This is a genomic window from Litorivivens sp. (assembly GCF_057445395.1).
The window spans coordinates 1-16,489 of sequence record NZ_JBVBUV010000080.1; the positions used below are offsets into that span (position 1 = coordinate 1).

Here is a 16,489-nt window from a genome sequence, read left to right on the forward strand (position 1 = left end):
GTGGATCGCAATCGTCGGCGCGTGGTGTTTATCTACGAAGCGGGGCGGGTGCGGGAAGTCGAGCCCACCTTTGCAGCGAGCGCGGGTGATGAGCTGCCGGTGCTGGCCGGCCTCAATCCCGGCGACCGGTTGATTACCAGCCACCTTGATTTGCTGGCCAACGGTAAAACCGTTGTCTTGCAGAGCGAGCAGCCATGAGAGGGCTGATCACGTTTTTTGCCAGCCGTCCGCTGCTGGTAAACCTTATATTGGTGATGCTGTTTCTCAGCGGCTTTGTCAGCTTGCGTGGGATGGTTGTCAGCAGCTATCCGGCGCTGGATACCGGTATTTTCTACATTACAACGGTATGGCCGGGCGCCGCAGCGACTGATGTAGAGCTTTCAGTGACGGTGCCACTGGAAGAAGAAATTCTTGAAATTGAAGGTCTCGATAAATTGCGGTCGGCCAGTATGGAGGGGCAGTCGAGTCTTCTGGTGCAGGCGAGTCCGGATCACAGTCGTGAGCAGAACCGGCGTTTTCGTGAAGACCTGCAGCGCGCCATTGATCGCGCCTATCCGCGCATGCCAGACGAGGTGTTTGAAAAGCCCTTGTTGGCCGCAGAAGACCCCGACCGAACACCGATCATGGAAATTCTGGTTCGCGGTGATGTGGATGAAGATGTACTGCGTCGCACCGCACGGCGCCTGCAGGTGCAGCTGCGCCAGGTGGAGGGTGTGGCCGGTTCTGATCGGCGCGGCTATCGGCGCAAGGAAGTTCGCATTTTGCTGAATCCACAGCGCTTGCAGCAACTGGGTATTGATGCGGCGGAGATCAGCCGCGCCATCGCCGCGCGCAATGTCAGAGACTCTGGCGGTGCGTTGGAATCGACGACCTCTGAGCGTGATGTTGTTACGGTTGGGCAATTTGAGCACCCCAAAGATGTGGCCGAGGTTATTGTGCGGGCGGTGGGGCGCGATAACTTTGCGCGGGTTAAGGATATTGCAGAGGTTGTTGTTGATTACGAAGACTGGAGGATTCAACCGCTGATAGGTGGTCAACCTGCGGTTGGCCTGTTGATCAAGAAAACCGCGCAGGCCAATGGCGTGGCAGTCGCTGAAGAGTTACGCGAGTTTGTTCGCGAGCAACAGGCGATGATGCCGTCTGGTGTAAGGCTTGAAATCTATAACGATACAACGCGCTATGCCCGCAATATGCTGGAAATGCTCAGTAGTAATGCACTGTTTGGCATGTTGCTGGTGTTTCTCACGCTGCTCGCGTTTTTCCCCTTCCGGTTCACGGTGTGGGTGGTGGTGGGTATTCCCACGGCCATGATGCTCACGTTTATTTTCATGCCGTCGCTCAATATTACGGTCAATCAGCTCAGCATTTCCGGCATTATTCTGATGCTCGGTGTGCTGGTTGACGATGCGGTTGTGGTAGCCGAGAGCATCTTTCGCGAGGCGGAGCGGGGAAAATCGCCGTTGCAGGCGGCGATTGATGGCACTGCTGTGATGGCAGCGCCCGTGCTGACCAGTTCGGCGACGACGGTATTGGCGTTTATGCCGCTGGTGTTTCTGTCGGGTATTGAGGGGAAATACCTCTGGATGCTGCCAGCAGTGGTTGTCATGGTGTTGCTGGCGTCACTGGTGGAATGCAAAGTCATGTTGCCGGCGCATATAGCGCACGCGCTGCGTGGTCGTCAGCGCGACGGAAAAAGCCTGTCGCGCGAATGGTTTAACCCGGTTGAGCGGGCCTATGTCTGGATTATGCGGCATATGTTCAGGCATCGCGTGATCAGTTTCATTGGGATTCTTGGGCTGGCAGTGGCTGCGGCACTGTTTAGTTACCAGCGTCTTACACTGGAGCTTTACCCGGAAGGGGATACCGATGCAATTACGGTTCAGCTGGAACTTCCACTCGGGACATCCTTTGCGGCGACCCGTGACCGGCTGACTGAACTCGAACGAGATCTGGTTGCGCATCTTGCGGGGCGTGATGTTCTGGCGACAAAAGTCACCGTTGGACACCACGATCTGCCTAGCATGGCAAATGTAACCGAAGGTCGCCAGAATTCCTGGGGCCTTGTCGAGCTATATCTGGTGAGGCAGTCGGAACGCACCCGCACATCGTCGGTGATAGTGTCCGAGCTGCGTGAGTTTATGGCTGAGCAATCGGATTTTGTCTTGGCCAGAGTCGTGCCTCAGGAAAACTCGCCGCCAACCGGCGAGGCGATCGAGCTGGAAATTGTCGGTAATTCAGATGATCGCTATCGGGTAGCTGACGACATTGTGCAGTACCTGCAGACAATAGCCGGTTTTGACCGCGTGTGGACGTCCTACCGGCGCGGCAAGGATATTATTGATCTGCAGCTCAAGCACGAGTTGCTGGCTAACTACGGCCTGACTGTGCAGGACGTGACCCAGGCTGTGCGTGTGGCGTTTGACGGGCTGCTGGTGGAGGAAATGCAGACGTTGGAAGAGCGGGTTCGGTTCCGCTTGCAGTATCGTCAGCCGGAACAAGGCCAGCTCTCTACGCTGTATGGTCTGACCCTGATCAACAGCCGGGGTGAGCCGGTGTTGCTGCGCAGTGTGGCAGATTTCGAAACCAAATCTGCTCAGGCGACGGTTTATCACTACTTTGGCGAACGCACGCTGACGGTATATGCCGATATCGACAAGTCGGTGTTGTCTGTCGCCGAGGCCAATCGCCTGCTACAGGGTTACATCGAGGACCGTGAGCTGCGTCAGCGCTACTCGCACCTGCAGTTTGTGGCTGGTGGCGAAGCTGATCGGCAGCAGGATGCACTGGGGAATATTGGCAGCGCAGCGCTGCTCAGTCTGGCCGGTATATTGGTGCTGCTGGTGCTGCTGTTTAATTCCGTATCGCAACCTATTCTGGTGCTACTGGTTATTCCGCTGGGTATTTTGGGGGTAATGATAGCCTTTGCACTTCAGGGCATGGTGTTAAGTATGTCAGCGCTGGCAGGGATCACCGGGCTGGCCGGTATTCTGGTTAATGATTCTCTGATAATGATCGATCAATTGAATCGCGCTCGGGGAAATAGCACTCACATTGATGCAGATTTGCTGGTGCAGACGGCGAGTACGCGGCTGCGCCCCATCTTTATTACCACATTGACCACAGTGGCAGGGCTGTATCCGGTGGCCTATGGTTTGTTTGGTTTGAATGTTGTTGTCGCGCCGCTGGCAATGGTGATGCTGTGGGGCGTGGTATTCGGTAGTATAATCACGCTCTTCTACCTGCCAAGCTTGTATGCGCTTGAGCAGGATGTCAGCCGATTGTTTAAACGCGCTTAAACCCTCTTTTCAAAGGAAGAGGGGCAGGGCAAGTCTAACCCTTGCCCTGGGCCCAACTAGCCGAGCCCTTATTACGATGTACTCCCTGCTCCAGAAAATCCTGTTTCAACTGCCTACAGAAACCTCCCACAATCTGGGTATGACGGGCATTTCACTAGCCGATACTTTCTGCCTTTCTCGGCTGGTAGCGCCCAAGCGCGTAGATCACCCGGTAGAAGTGATGGGTATTACCTTTCCCAATCCGGTAGGTTTGGCGGCCGGGCTGGATAAAGATGCCAAACACATTGATGGCCTGGCGGCGTTGGGCTTCGGGTTTATTGAAGTGGGTACGGTCACGCCAAAGCCTCAGCCTGGCAATCCGCAGCCGCGTTTATTTCGTCTACCCGAGGCAAAAGCCATCATCAATCGTATGGGGTTTAATAATCTGGGCGTGGATCATCTGGTAGAACAGGTAAAAAACGCGAAGTTTACCGGTGTACTGGGCATCAATATTGGTAAAAACAAGGATACCCCGGCCGAGCAGGCTGTCGATGACTACCTGATTTGTATGCGCAAGGTTTACCCTCATGCGTCCTATATCACTGTAAATCTGTCGTCACCCAACACCCCGGGTTTGCGGGACCTGCAGTTTGGTGAGCCACTCAAGCAACTGCTTGCTCAGTTGAAAACGGCTCAGGCGGAGCTGGCCGCGGAGCATGGCCGCTATGTGCCGCTGGCGGTAAAAATCGCGCCCGATATGGCGGTGAGTGATATTGCCGATGTGGCGGGTGCCTTTCTGGAGCATCGCATTGATGCCGTGATTGCCACTAACACCACGATTGAACGCGATGCGGTAAAACATCTGGAGCACGGCGCGGAAGCTGGCGGCCTCAGTGGTGCGCCGGTACGCGATAAGTCGACAGCGGTTATCCGTGAGCTGGCGGCCCAGCTTAAGGGCGAGATTCCCATAATTGGTGTGGGGGGGATCATGTGCGGTGAAGACGCGGCGGAAAAAATCCGCGCCGGTGCTGCGCTGGTTCAGATTTACAGCGGTTTTATCTACGCTGGTCCCAAACTGATCGCGGACTCGGTAAGCGCCATCAAGCGGCAATGATTACCCTGCGTGCCTTTCACAGCGATGATGAAGCCAGACTGGTTGAGCTGGCTAACAATGTGAATGTCACGCGCTTTTTGCGAGACCAATTTCCCCGTCCGTATACCACAATAGATGCCCGTTATTGGATAGAAGAGGGTTCCTGTGACAGACACGGGCAGCATTTTGCTGTCTGTCTACACGGCCTGTGCATAGGGAGTATCGGGGTTTTCTGGGGAGAGCGGGAATATCGCTACAGCGCCGAGGTTGGCTATTGGCTTGGGCAGCCTTATTGGGGTAAGGGCTATGCCAGCGAGGCACTCGCTCAGCTTCAGCTGTGGCTGGAAGAAAACACGCAATTGCATCGGCTGTATGCTTTGGTGCTTGAATGTAACCCGGCATCCATGCGCGTGTTGGAAAAAAATGGCTATGCGCGCGAAGGCATACTGCGCCATGCGGTGATGAAAGACGGAACGTTTTACGACGAACACCTTTTTGCACGTGTACAAAAAGTTGATATTAGCTAAAACCTGGATCCGACCCCGGTTTTGCCGTCTGGTTTATTTTATTTGTGCATTCCACTGCAGCCCGGTTTTGTCGCGGCTGGCGTCGCTCATCAGATAGAGATACAGCGGCATGAGCGCGTCGGGCGCCGGGTTGGTATCGGGGTTTTCACCGGGGTAGGCGCTGCGGCGCATGGCAGTATTGGTAGCGCCCGGATTCAAACTGTTTACTCGTATATTGCTGGTGTTCACCAGCTCGTCTGCCAGTACCTGCACTAGGCCTTCGGTTGCGAATTTTGACACGGCATAGGCACCCCAGAAGGCGCGCCCCTGACGACCAACGCTGGAGGACGTAAAGATGATTGATGAGGTGTCGGGCACGTCCAGAATGGGGAGCAGGGCTTTGGTCAGCATGAAGCTGGAATTCACGTTAACCTGCATCACCTCGGTCCAGCTTTCGATGGAGGTCTGGGCGATGGTTTTGCGTTCTCCGAGAATACTGGCGTTGTGCAGTAGGCCGTGCAGGGCACCGAATTCTTTTTCCAGCGTATCGCGCAGGTCTTCGTAGTCTTTCATAACTGCGCCGTTCAGGTGCAGCGGATAGATGGCCGGCTGCGGGCCACCAGCGGCTTCAATCTCGTCGTATACCGCCTCCAGTTTGTCCACGGTTTTTCCTAGCAACACAATGGTGGCGCCGTGTTGTGCAAAGGCTAACGCGGCTGAGCGACCAATGCCGTCGCCGGCTCCGGTGATCAGAATGTTTTTGCCTTTCAGGCAGTCTGCGGCAGGCTGAAAGTTTTCAGGTAGGGTGTGAGTCACAAAGTCTCCAGTATCGCAATCAATTCGCTGGCTTGCTCAATAGTATAGTCGGCGCCCCAGCTACTTGCCGGGTCGCCAGCGTGCACGTAGCCGTAGTTGCAGGCGACGGTTGTGCTGCCGGCGTTCCTGCCCGCTTCAATATCGCGGCGGTGGTCGCCCACGTAGATACTGTGTTCGGGGTTCGCGTTAATCTGCGAGCAGGCCAGTAGGATGGGTTCAGCATGCGGTTTGCGCTGTGTTACGTGGTCCGGGCATACCAGGCTGCCACAGCGCTGCGACAGTGCCAGATCACGCAGCAGAGGTTCGGCATATAGTGAGGGCTTGTTGGTAACAACACCCCAGGGAATAGCGCGCTGCTCGACCCAGCTCAGCACCTTGTCCATCCCGGGGTAGAGTTGAGAGTGTACCGACAGGTGCTGAAGGTAATCATCTAGCAGTTCCTGGCGCAGGACTTCAAATCCGTCGTCGCCTTCCTGTAGCTGAAAGCCCAGCTGAACCAGCGCCCTGGCGCCGTCAGATACGGTAGCGTGGATATGCTCGAAAGGGATATCGCTGAGTTGTCGGCGCCGTCGCATGCCATTGAGCACCGCCGCAAAATCCGGGGCGGTATCTATCAGTGTGCCGTCGAGATCAAACAGTACTGCTGAGATCATTCGGGTTTGCTGGCGTGTACGATGTAGTTAACGTCGGTGTCGCTGCCCATTTTGTAGCGTTTGGTCAGCGGGTTGTAGGTCATGCCGGTTATGTCTTTCAGTATCAGTCCCGCATCTCGAATGTAGGCCGCCAGTTCGGATGGGCGGATAAACTTGGCGTATTCATGCGTGCCCTTGGGCAGCAGGCGTAATATATATTCGGCACCCACGACAGCAAACGCAAAGGATTTGGGGTTGCGGTTAATGGTCGAGAAAAACAGTTCGCCACCGGGCTTGCACATGGTCGCACAGGCTTTGATCACTGATGCTGGGTCCGGGACGTGTTCGAGCATTTCCAGGCAGGTTACCCGGTCAAAGGCCTCGGCATGCGCTTGCGCCATGTCTTCCGCTGTCGATTGCTGGTAATCAACCTGCACTCCGGATTCAAGCTGGTGCAGGCGAGCAACGCTTAAGGGCGCTTCACCCATGTCGATACCGGTCACGGTTGCACCGCGCTGCGCCATGGCCTCGGCCAGAATGCCGCCGCCGCAGCCGACGTCAATGACCGATTTGCCGGCCAGCGGCGCGCGCTCGTCGATATAGTTAACGCGCAAGGGGTTGATGTCGTGCAGTGGTTTGAATTCGCTCTCGCGATCCCACCAGCGGTGGGCGAGCTCTTCAAATTTTGCGATTTCTGCAGGGTCTACATTGGGTTTTGACACGTCTGGCGTCCTCGTTGGTTCAGGCGGTCGAATCAGGAAGTGACAATCTGTTCGCGCCAGCGCTGGGCGCGTTCACGAATGTCGTCGATATTCAGTGTGGTCAGGCGGCGGTTTTCCATGATCAGTTTGCCGTTGATCCAGCTGTGGCTCACGGCATGCCCAACCTGGGTGTACACCAGCTGGGACACGGGATCAAACACCGGCTGTTGTTCGATGGCCGAGAGGTCCACCGCAATCACATCCGCCAGTTTGCCGATCTCCAGTGAGCCCAGTTCCTGTTCCAGGCCGAGGGCTCTGGCGCCATTGAGCGTGGCCATTTGCAAAGCCTGGGTGTCGGGCAGGGCTGTGGCGTTTCCGGTCGCGCCTTTGGACAGCAGCGCCGCTGTGCGCATTTCGTTGAACAGGTTCAGTGTGTTGTTGCTGGCGGCGCCGTCAGTGCCCAGGGCGACATTGATGCCCGCGTCGAGCATTTTTTGAACAGGTGAAATGCCGCTACCAAGTTTGAGATTGGATTCGGGGCAGTGCACCGCGTGGCAGTTGTGGGCGGCCAGTGTTTTGATGTCGTCATCGTTCAGGCTGGCCAGGTGCACACACTGGGTGCGCGGGCCGAGCAGGCCGCGCTGAGCAAGGCGCTCGATTGGGCGCATGCCGTGTTCTTTCACGGATTGCGCCACTTCAAAATCGGTTTCGTGCAGGTGGATATGAATATTGATTTCACCGTTGTGAAGCTCGGCCGCCAGTGTGGCAATTTTGTCCATGGTCGGGTCGGCCACGGTGTAGGGCGCGTGCGGACCAAAGGCAACCGTAATCAGCGAGTTGTGTTTGTTGTCGTCGTGTACCTGCAGGCCTTTGTGGATATATTCCTCCGGATTCTGCCCCCAGTTGCTGGGAAACTCAAAGACCGGGAAGGCCAGCTGAGCTCGCATACCGGCGCGGGTTGCGGCCTTTGCGGTGATGTTCGGAAAGAAATACATGTCTGAGAATGTGGTTGTGCCGCTGCGAATCATCTCCGCCATCGCCAGCTCAACGCCATCGCGCACAAACTCTTCGTTCACCCATTTGCCTTCTGCGGGCCAGATGTGGTCGTTCAGCCAGCTGTCCAGTGGCAGATCGTCGGCCATGCCCCGGAACAGGCTCATGGCAGCGTGGCCATGGGTATTGATCAGGCCCGGCATCAGGGCGTGATCTGGCAGTTCGATCACCTTTGCTGCGGTTAGCTCGTGGGCCTCGCTAGCGGGCAGGATGGCGGTAATCCGGTTGCCGGTGATTGCCAGTGCATGATTGTCGAGTACGGGCTGATTGGCGTCGATGGTGATGATCCATCGTGCAAAAATTAGGCAATCTGCAGCTGTCGACATGGTGTGAAAGCGTCCCTTGATAACAATGGCGCTGAGTATAACCGCAATACCGCTGAAAGTGCTGCCAAATCTGCGCTAACGGCTTGTATATAACCGCAATTTGCTGTGAGAAACGCGCTCGATTGTGCTATTCTAGCCGACTTGATTCCGGTGCCTGATCACCCCCTTGGGTGACAGTTCCCGAGGGGAATTTCCCTGTTGTTTCCATGCGCGTCGGCAGAGGCTTTTCAGCCTCTGCGGGATCAGTAGTTTTTTCAGGAATCTGAGAGAACGTCAGAGAACGCGCAAACGATAGCTATAACAATTCGATTGACTGAGGACACCGTTGTAGATGGGTGAGTTAGCGAAGGAAATTTTGCCGGTAAATATCGAGGACGAGCTGAAAAAGTCCTACCTCGATTATGCCATGAGCGTTATTGTCGGGCGCGCTCTGCCGGACGTGCGAGACGGTCTCAAGCCGGTGCATCGCCGCGTGCTCTACGCCATGAGCGAGCTGAGCAACGACTGGAACAAATCTTACAAGAAGTCTGCCCGGGTGGTGGGTGATGTTATTGGTAAATACCACCCCCATGGTGACTCAGCGGTCTACGACACCATCGTTCGTATGGCCCAGCCGTTTTCGTTGCGCTATATGCTGGTGGACGGGCAGGGTAACTTTGGTTCTATCGACGGTGACTCTGCAGCGGCGATGCGATACACCGAAATTCGCATGCAGAAGATTTCCCATGAGATTCTGGCTGACCTGGATAAGGAAACCGTAGATTGGGTGCCTAACTACGACGGCACTGAAACCATTCCGGCGGTCATGCCCACCAAAGTCCCTAACCTGCTGATAAACGGTTCATCCGGTATTGCGGTGGGTATGGCGACCAATATTCCGCCGCACAACCTCACCGAGGTGGTGGGTGGCTGCTTGGCGCTGCTGGACAATGAAGAAATTACCGTGGATGAGCTGATGGAGTTCATTCCGGGGCCAGATTTCCCTACGGCGGGCATTATTAATGGCCGCGCGGGTATCCTGCAGGCTTATCGCACCGGTCGCGGCCGCATCTATGTGCGCGCTCGGGCCGAAGTGATCACCAACGAAAAGAACAATAAAGACACCATCATCGTTACGGAGCTACCGTATATGGTGAACAAGGCGCGGCTGATTGAAAAAATCGCCGAGCTGGTGAAAGAGAAGAAAATTGAAGGCATTTCAGAGCTGCGTGACGAGTCTGATAAAGACGGTCTGCGGGTAGTCATTGAAATGAAGCGCGGTGAAAGCGGTGAGGTTGTGCTGAACAACCTGTACAGCCAGACGCAGCTGCAGACCGTTTTCGGTATCAATATTGTTGCGCTGGTTGATGAGCAGCCTAAGCAGATCAACTTGAAAGGTTTGCTGGAGTACTTTCTGCGTCACCGCCGTGAGGTGGTTACCCGCCGTACGATCTATCTGTTGAGGAAGGCGCGCGAACGAGGCCACCTGCTGGAAGGCCTCGCCGTTGCTATTGCCAATATCGACGAAGTTATTGCCCTGATTAAGGCTTCACCGACGGCTCAGGATGCGAAAGACGCACTGTTGGCCAAGGGCTGGGAGCCGGGTAGTGTGATGGCCATGCTGGAGCGCGCGGGCGAAGATGCTTGCCGTCCGGATGAGCTGGAAGCGCAATTCGGCATGCATTCCGGCAAGTACCATTTGTCGCCAGCACAGGTTCAGGCCATTCTTGAGCTGCGCCTGCAAAAACTGACGGGCCTTGAGCATGAAAAACTGCTCAGCGAATATCAGGAAAAGCTGGCTGAAATCGCGGAATACCTGACAATTCTTGGTGATCCGGAAAAACTGAAAACCGTTATTCGCGAAGAGCTGGAAGCGGTTAAAGCGGAATATGGTGACGAGCGTCGCACTGAAATCATTGAATCAATGATGGATTTGACCGTTGAAGATCTGATCAATGAAGAAGATCGAGTGGTCACGATTTCTCATTCCGGTTACGCCAAAACACAACCGTTAGATGATTATCAGGCGCAGAAGCGCGGCGGTATGGGTAAGAGCGCAACGCAGGTGAAAGACGAAGATTTTGTCGAGCATCTGATGATTGCCAATACCCACGATACGCTGATGTGTTTCTCGAATCTGGGTAAGGTTTACTGGATCAAGGTTTACCAGATTCCAGTGGCTGGCCGTAACTCACGTGGTCGCCCAATCGTTAACCTGTTACCTCTCGAAGAAGGTGAAAAAATCACCTCAATCCTCAAGATTGAGGAGTATTTGGAAGACCATTACCTGTTCTTTGCGACGGCCAACGGCACAGTGAAGAAAACCCCGCTGGTAGATTTCTCGCGTCAGCGTAGTGTTGGTCTACGCGCTATCGAGCTGGAAGAAGGCGATTGCCTGGTAGGTACTGCAATTACCGATGCAAACAGCGACGTAATGCTGTTTAGCAGTTCCGGTAAAGCGGTTCGCTTCAAGGGCGAAGATGTGCGCTCCATGGGACGTACTGCCAAGGGTGTTCGCGGTATTCGCATGGCGGAAGACCACACCATGATCTCCCTTATCATTCCGAAAGAAGGCGGTCGCGTGTTAACCGTGTCGGAAAATGGCTACGGCAAGCGCTCCGAGCTTTCTGAGTTTCCCACCAAGGGGCGCGGTACGCAGGGTGTTATTGCCATGGCGGCCAGCGAACGCAATGGTCCTCTGGTCGGTGCTGTTCAGGTCTTTGAAGGCGATGAGCTGATGCTTATTTCCGATCAGGGAACGCTGGTTCGCACGCGCACTGATGAAGTCTCTGTGTTGAGCCGTAACACGCAGGGTGTGCGCCTTATCCGGTTGAAGGAGGGTGAACATCTGGTGGGTGTTGAGCGAATTGAAGAAAGTGATGAAGTGGTAGAAGGCGAGGTAGTCGCCGAGCCTGAAGCGTAAATTATGTGGTAGGAACCTGTCTGGCAGGTAAGTGGTTGGCGTTGCCGGCTCTTTTGCTTGCCAAGACGGGCCCTGCTGATCGACCGCAGTGTTATTCAAGAGAGCAACATGACCCGTAAATACAATTTCTGTGCAGGCCCGGCGGCGCTTCCGCTGGACGTTTTGGAAGAAGCTCAGCGCGATCTGGTGAACTGGCAGGGCAGTGGTCTGTCGGTCATGGAAATGAGCCACCGTTCTTCCGAGATTGTTGGTATTGCTACCGACGCGGAGAATGATCTGCGCGAACTGCTGAATATTTCGGACGATTACGCTGTACTGTTTTTGCAGGGCGGCGCGACAGGTCAGTTTTCGGCGATTCCGTTGAATCTGCTGGGCGACAACAAAACTGCCGATTACGTCAACACAGGGCAGTGGTCTAAAAAAGCGATTAAAGAAGCCAAGCGCTACTGCGATGTGAATGTTGTGGCGAGCTCGGAAGACGACAGCTTTGCCAGCATTCCTGCGTTTGATAGCTGGAAGCTCAATAAAGACGCGGCTTATCTGCATTACACGCCGAACGAAACCATCGGTGGTGTCGAGTTCTTCTGGACGCCGGAGGTGGATGTGCCGCTGGTAGCGGATATGTCTTCTACTATCCTGTCGCGCCCGATTGATGTCAGCAAATTTGGTTTGATTTACGCTGGTGCTCAGAAAAATATCGGTCCGGCGGGTCTAACGATTGTTATTGTACGCAAGGATCTGTTGGGTAAAGCCCACGCCCTGTGTCCGGTTGGTATGGACTACCAGGTCGCGGCGGAAAACGACTCGATGTACAACACACCGCCAACCATGGCTATTTATCTTGCCGGCCTGGTCTTTAAATGGCTGAAGAATCAGGGCGGTCTGTCGGCGATGGAAACGCTGAACCGTCGCAAGGCGGAAAAGCTTTACGGTTATATCGATGACAGCGGTTTTTACGCCAATCCGGTTGAGGTGGCCAGCCGCAGCTTGATGAATATTCCGTTTACACTGAAAGACGATAGTCTCGACAAGGCTTTCCTGGCAGGTGCAGAAGAAGCAGGCCTGCTGAACCTGAAAGGGCATCGCTCGGTCGGTGGCATGCGTGCCAGTATTTACAATGCGGTGCCGGAAGAAGCGGTCGATGCCTTGATCGCCTATATGAAGGATTTCGCCAGCAAGAATGGCTAAAAGTACAGGAACGGGCGCGATGGATGAGCAATCCGAGCTGAACAAACTGCGCCAGCAGATAGACGCGATTGATTCGGAAATTCACGCGCTGCTGAACCGGCGGGCGAGCTGTGCCCAGGAAGTGGCACGTGTCAAAACGCGCGCTTTTGAGCAGGCTCAGCAGTTTGAATCCGACGCTGATAAAAGCAGCACTCAGCAGCTATTGTTTTACCGGCCTGAGCGCGAAGCCCAGGTGCTGGCGCGTATTCGTGAGGTCAATAAAGGGCCGCTGGCCGACCAAGCGGTAGCCTATATTTTTCGCGAAATTATGTCGGCATGCCTCGCGCTGGAAAAACCGATGGAAGTCGCATATCTGGGGCCTGAAGGCACTTTTACCCAGGCCGCCGCGCTCAAGCATTTCGGGCATGCGGTTATCGGTATTTCCCAGCCTACGATTGAGGCTGTGTTTTCAGCCGTTGAATCTGAGCAGTGTAATTATGGTGTGGTACCGGTGGAAAACTCTACCGAGGGCATGGTTGCACATACGTTGGACAACTTCATCAATTCACCGCTGAAAATCTGTGGTGAGGTGGAATTGCGTATCCGGCTGCATTTGCTCGTGGGTGAAGGCACAACAAGCGACAATATCAAAAGTATCTGTGCCCACCAGCAGGCCCTGGCGCAGAGCCGTAACTGGCTGGATCAGAACTTTCCCAAGGTAGAGCGTATTGCAGTGAGCAGCAATGCCGAAGCTGCACGTATGGCGGCAGTCGAGCCAGGCATTGTCGCGGTAGCCGGCGATATGGCAGCACAGCAATACTCCCTGGCAAAGCTGGCGTCGAATATAGAAGATCGCGCTGATAACACCACGCGTTTTCTGATTGTCGGTCGCGAAGATGTGCCTGCCAGTGGCAACGATAAAACCTCCATTGTGGTATCTACCCGCAATAAGCCCGGGGCATTGTTCGGCTTGCTAGAGCCCTTTCACCGTAACGGCGTGATGTTGACGCGCATCGATACGCGGCCATCTCGCACGGAAACCTGGGCCTACGTGTTTTTCATAGAATTTGAAGGGCATTGCGACGATGCAGTGGTCAGTAAGATTCTGAAAGAAATTGAAGAGCATTCCCTATTATTGAAGGTGCTGGGCTCCTATCCGCGCGCGGCCCTCTGATCGGTACTGATTATGTCCTGTGACTATATCGCGCTGGCAAACGCTGGTGTACAAGCGCTGCAACCCTATCAGGCAGGCAAGCCCATTGAAGAGCTCGAGCGAGAGCTTGGTTTGAAAGATGTGGTCAAGCTGGCCAGTAATGAAAACCCGCTTGGTGCCAGTGACCTGGCGCTGCAAGCCTGTCGCAAGGCAGCCCAGGGCATGTACCTCTATCCAGACAGTAGCGGCTTTGAGCTGAAGAACAAGCTGGCTGCACGGTTTAATGTCTCACCACAGCAGATCACGCTGGGCAATGGCTCTAACGATGTTCTGGATCTGATTGCCCGGGTTTTTCTGTCGCCGGGTACAAGCGCCGTATATTCCCAACATGCTTTTGTTGTTTACCCAATTGCAGTTCAGGCTTGCGGAGCGCGGGCTATCGTGACGCCCGCCAAAGACTGGGGGCACGACCTGGATGTGATGGCGGCTGCCATTGAGGACGATACCCGTGTCGTTTTTATTGCCAACCCCAATAATCCCACCGGAACTTGGCTGAAAAAAACAGAGCTGGAAGCTTTCTTGGCGAAGGTGCCGGAGAATGTTGTGGTGGTGTTGGACGAGGCTTACACGGAATACGTGGATGAGCCGGAGTACCCCAATGGTCTGGATTATCTGGCAGGCTATCCCAATGTGATTGTTACCCGCACGTTCTCCAAGGCTTTTGGGCTGGCCGGTTTGCGGGTGGGTTATGCTGTTTCGTCAGCGCAGATATGCGATCTGCTGAACCGTGTGCGCGCGCCCTTTAATGTGAGCACGCAGGCGTTGGCTGCGGCTGTGGCAGTGCTGGATGACACAGATTATCTACAGAAAAGCTGTGAAGTGAATGCTGCCGGCCTGAAGCAGTTGGGAGAGGGTTTCGACCGCTTGGGGTTGGAATGGATACCCTCGGTGGGCAATTTCATTTCTTTTCGTACCGCGAAAGGAGGTGCACCGGTGGATGCCGCGAAAGTTTATCAGGGGCTGCTGCATAGCGGTGTGATTGTGCGGCCGGTGGGCGTTTATGGCATGCCTAATTTTCTGCGTGTGTCTGTTGGCCTCGAATCTGAAAACGCACGCTTTCTCGAAGCGCTGCCGAACGTTCTGGAAGCGCTGTGATTGATCGTCTTGTCATTGTTGGCCTGGGCTTGATTGGTGGCTCGCTAGCGCGGGCGCTGAAAGACCGCAATGCGGTTGGAGAAGTGATCGGGACGGGTCGCCGCGAGGCTTCATTAATTCGCGGTCAGGAATTGGGCGTTATTGATCACTGGACCCTGGATTTGGGTGAAGCGGTGAAAGACGCCGACGTGGTGGTTATTGCGGCGCCGACACTGGCGGCGGAGAAAGTGCTAGAAGCGCTCAAACCTCATATGCGGCCAGATTTGATTGTGACCGATGTGGCCAGTGTAAAAGGTTCTCTGGTGGCGGCCGCCGAGCGTATTTTCGGGCAGGTGCCTGAGCAGTTTGTGCCGGGTCACCCGATTGCCGGGTCTGAGCAAAGTGGGGTGGAGGCATCCACGGCTGATCTTTACGTGGATCACCGGGTGATTTTGACGCCTTTGGCGACGACGCGCCCGGATGCACTCGACACTATCCGGGCCATGTGGGAGGTCACGGGCGCCGAGGTGGTGGATATGGATGTGGCTGAACACGATGTGGTGTTGGCGGCAACCAGTCACCTGCCTCATGTGCTGGCTTACGGGTTGGTGGATGCGTTGGCTCAGTCTGGTTCTGCGCAGGCGATTTTTCGTTTCGCGGCTGGAGGGTTTCGTGATTTTACCCGCATTGCGTCAAGTGATCCGGTGATGTGGCACGATATCGTCCGCGCCAACCGCTCGGCGGTGCTGGATTCCCTCGACACCTTTACCGAACATTTGGCGGAAATGCGCCAGGCTATTGAATCTGACGACAGTGACGCTATTCTGGCCACCTTTGAGCGGGCCAAGAAGGCGCGCGATGAGCAGTTTCTGACGCAATATCAGGTGAAGGGCACGAAATAAATGTCCCTCACCCCCTCTCCGTAAAGGGAGGGATGTTTTCTATTGGAGATATCACTTGGACTTTATGGCCAAGCCGGGCGGAGCCGTTAACGGCAGCATCCGTGTTCCCGGCGACAAATCAATTTCTCACCGCTCCATTATGCTGGGCGCTATCGCCGATGGTGATACCACGGTAGACGGTTTTCTCGAAGGTGAGGACGCGTTGGCAACCCTGAATGCATTTAAGGCGATGGGTGTGAAGATTGACGGCCCGGAAAATGGTCGTGTGACGGTTCACGGGGTGGGCCGTGATGGCTTGAAAGCACCCGAGGGTGAACTCTATGTGGGCAACAGTGGTACCACGATTCGCCTGTTGTCTGGCCTGATGGCGGGCCAGAAATTTTCCGTTACCATGAGCGGCGATGTATCGCTCAACAAGCGCCCCATGGAGCGTGTTGCCAAGCCCCTGCGGGAGATGGGGGTGACTGTGGAAACGGCAGAAGGCGGTCGTCCGCCACTGAGGATTACCGGTGGCTCCGCGCTGAAAGCCATTCACTACGATATGCCGATGGCCAGTGCTCAGGTGAAATCCTGCGTGCTGCTTGCCGGGCTGTATTCCACGGGTGAAACTTCCGTGTCGGAACCGGCGCCAACCCGTGACCATACCGAGCGCATGCTGCGCGGCTTCGGTGCCGATCTGACGGTCGAGGAGTGCGGGAGCGAGCGCGTCATCCGCATTCACGGCCTCGCCGATCTGCATCCTTGCGATATCGAGGTGCCGGGCGATCCTTCCTCCGCTGCTTTCTTTGCGGTCGCGGCAAGCGTGGTGCCGGGCAGCGACCTCGTGATC

Annotated in this window: 12 protein-coding genes and 2 pseudogenes; 10 read left to right on the forward strand and 4 right to left on the reverse strand. The window is 55.3% G+C overall.

Annotated features, from left to right (window positions below; translation table 11 throughout):
- From AC222A_RS16495 to AC222A_RS16510, 4 genes and pseudogenes are all read left to right on the forward strand, one after another.
- Window positions 1–198: pseudogene (locus AC222A_RS16495) on the forward strand (hypothetical protein); the annotation flags it as partial.
- Window positions 195–3,296 (forward strand): efflux RND transporter permease subunit, encoded by a 3,102-nt coding sequence (locus AC222A_RS16500; RefSeq protein ID WP_372748826.1) that lies wholly within the window; start codon window positions 195–197, stop codon window positions 3,294–3,296. The pseudogene AC222A_RS16495 and the gene AC222A_RS16500, both read left to right, overlap by 4 nt.
- Window positions 3,297–3,372: 76 nt before the next feature.
- A complete protein-coding gene (locus AC222A_RS16505; RefSeq protein ID WP_372783790.1) occupies window positions 3,373–4,389 on the forward strand; it encodes a quinone-dependent dihydroorotate dehydrogenase in 1,017 nt (338 codons plus the stop codon).
- Window positions 4,386–4,895, forward strand: coding sequence for a GNAT family N-acetyltransferase (locus AC222A_RS16510; protein ID WP_372763905.1), 510 nt, complete (start codon window positions 4,386–4,388; stop codon window positions 4,893–4,895). Before AC222A_RS16505 ends, AC222A_RS16510 begins: the two co-directional genes overlap by 4 nt.
- Window positions 4,896–4,928: 33 nt before the next feature.
- On the opposite strand, the gene AC222A_RS16515 is transcribed toward AC222A_RS16510, so the two are convergent.
- From AC222A_RS16515 to AC222A_RS16530, 4 genes are read right to left on the reverse strand one after another with little or no spacing between them, the layout of a single operon-like run.
- A complete protein-coding gene (locus AC222A_RS16515) occupies window positions 4,929–5,690 on the reverse strand; it encodes a YciK family oxidoreductase (RefSeq protein ID WP_486775275.1) in 762 nt (253 codons plus the stop codon).
- A complete protein-coding gene (locus AC222A_RS16520) occupies window positions 5,687–6,343 on the reverse strand; it encodes an HAD-IA family hydrolase (protein WP_372748545.1) in 657 nt (218 codons plus the stop codon). The genes AC222A_RS16515 and AC222A_RS16520 overlap by 4 nt, the downstream gene beginning before the upstream one ends.
- Complete coding sequence (gene ubiG / locus AC222A_RS16525; RefSeq protein WP_372748546.1) at window positions 6,340–7,044, reverse strand: bifunctional 2-polyprenyl-6-hydroxyphenol methylase/3-demethylubiquinol 3-O-methyltransferase UbiG; 705 nt, start codon at window positions 7,042–7,044, stop codon at window positions 6,340–6,342. The genes AC222A_RS16520 and ubiG overlap by 4 nt, the downstream gene beginning before the upstream one ends.
- A gap of 32 nt (window positions 7,045–7,076) precedes the next feature.
- Window positions 7,077–8,402: a TRZ/ATZ family hydrolase gene (locus AC222A_RS16530; protein WP_372748547.1), complete on the reverse strand. Its 1,326-nt coding sequence runs from the start codon at window positions 8,400–8,402 to the stop codon at window positions 7,077–7,079.
- A 331-nt stretch (window positions 8,403–8,733) separates the two neighbouring features.
- On the opposite strand from AC222A_RS16530, the gene gyrA reads away from it, so the two are divergent.
- From gyrA to AC222A_RS16560, 6 genes and pseudogenes are all read left to right on the forward strand, one after another.
- Entirely contained in the window at window positions 8,734–11,304 is a 2,571-nt protein-coding gene (gene gyrA / locus AC222A_RS16535) for a DNA gyrase subunit A (RefSeq protein WP_372748548.1), read from the forward strand.
- A gap of 108 nt (window positions 11,305–11,412) precedes the next feature.
- Window positions 11,413–12,492 (forward strand): 3-phosphoserine/phosphohydroxythreonine transaminase, encoded by a 1,080-nt coding sequence (gene serC, locus AC222A_RS16540; RefSeq protein WP_486775276.1) that lies wholly within the window; start codon window positions 11,413–11,415, stop codon window positions 12,490–12,492.
- Window positions 12,485–13,645 (forward strand): prephenate dehydratase, encoded by a 1,161-nt coding sequence (gene pheA / locus AC222A_RS16545; protein WP_486775277.1) that lies wholly within the window; start codon window positions 12,485–12,487, stop codon window positions 13,643–13,645. Before serC ends, pheA begins: the two co-directional genes overlap by 8 nt.
- Before the next feature lie 12 nt (window positions 13,646–13,657).
- A complete protein-coding gene (hisC, locus tag AC222A_RS16550; protein WP_372763902.1) occupies window positions 13,658–14,779 on the forward strand; it encodes a histidinol-phosphate transaminase in 1,122 nt (373 codons plus the stop codon).
- Window positions 14,776–15,660, forward strand: coding sequence for a prephenate dehydrogenase/arogenate dehydrogenase family protein (locus AC222A_RS16555; RefSeq protein WP_486775278.1), 885 nt, complete (start codon window positions 14,776–14,778; stop codon window positions 15,658–15,660). The genes hisC and AC222A_RS16555 overlap by 4 nt, the downstream gene beginning before the upstream one ends.
- A 64-nt stretch (window positions 15,661–15,724) precedes the next feature.
- Window positions 15,725–16,489 (forward strand): annotated as a pseudogene (locus AC222A_RS16560) (bifunctional prephenate dehydrogenase/3-phosphoshikimate 1-carboxyvinyltransferase); the annotation flags it as partial.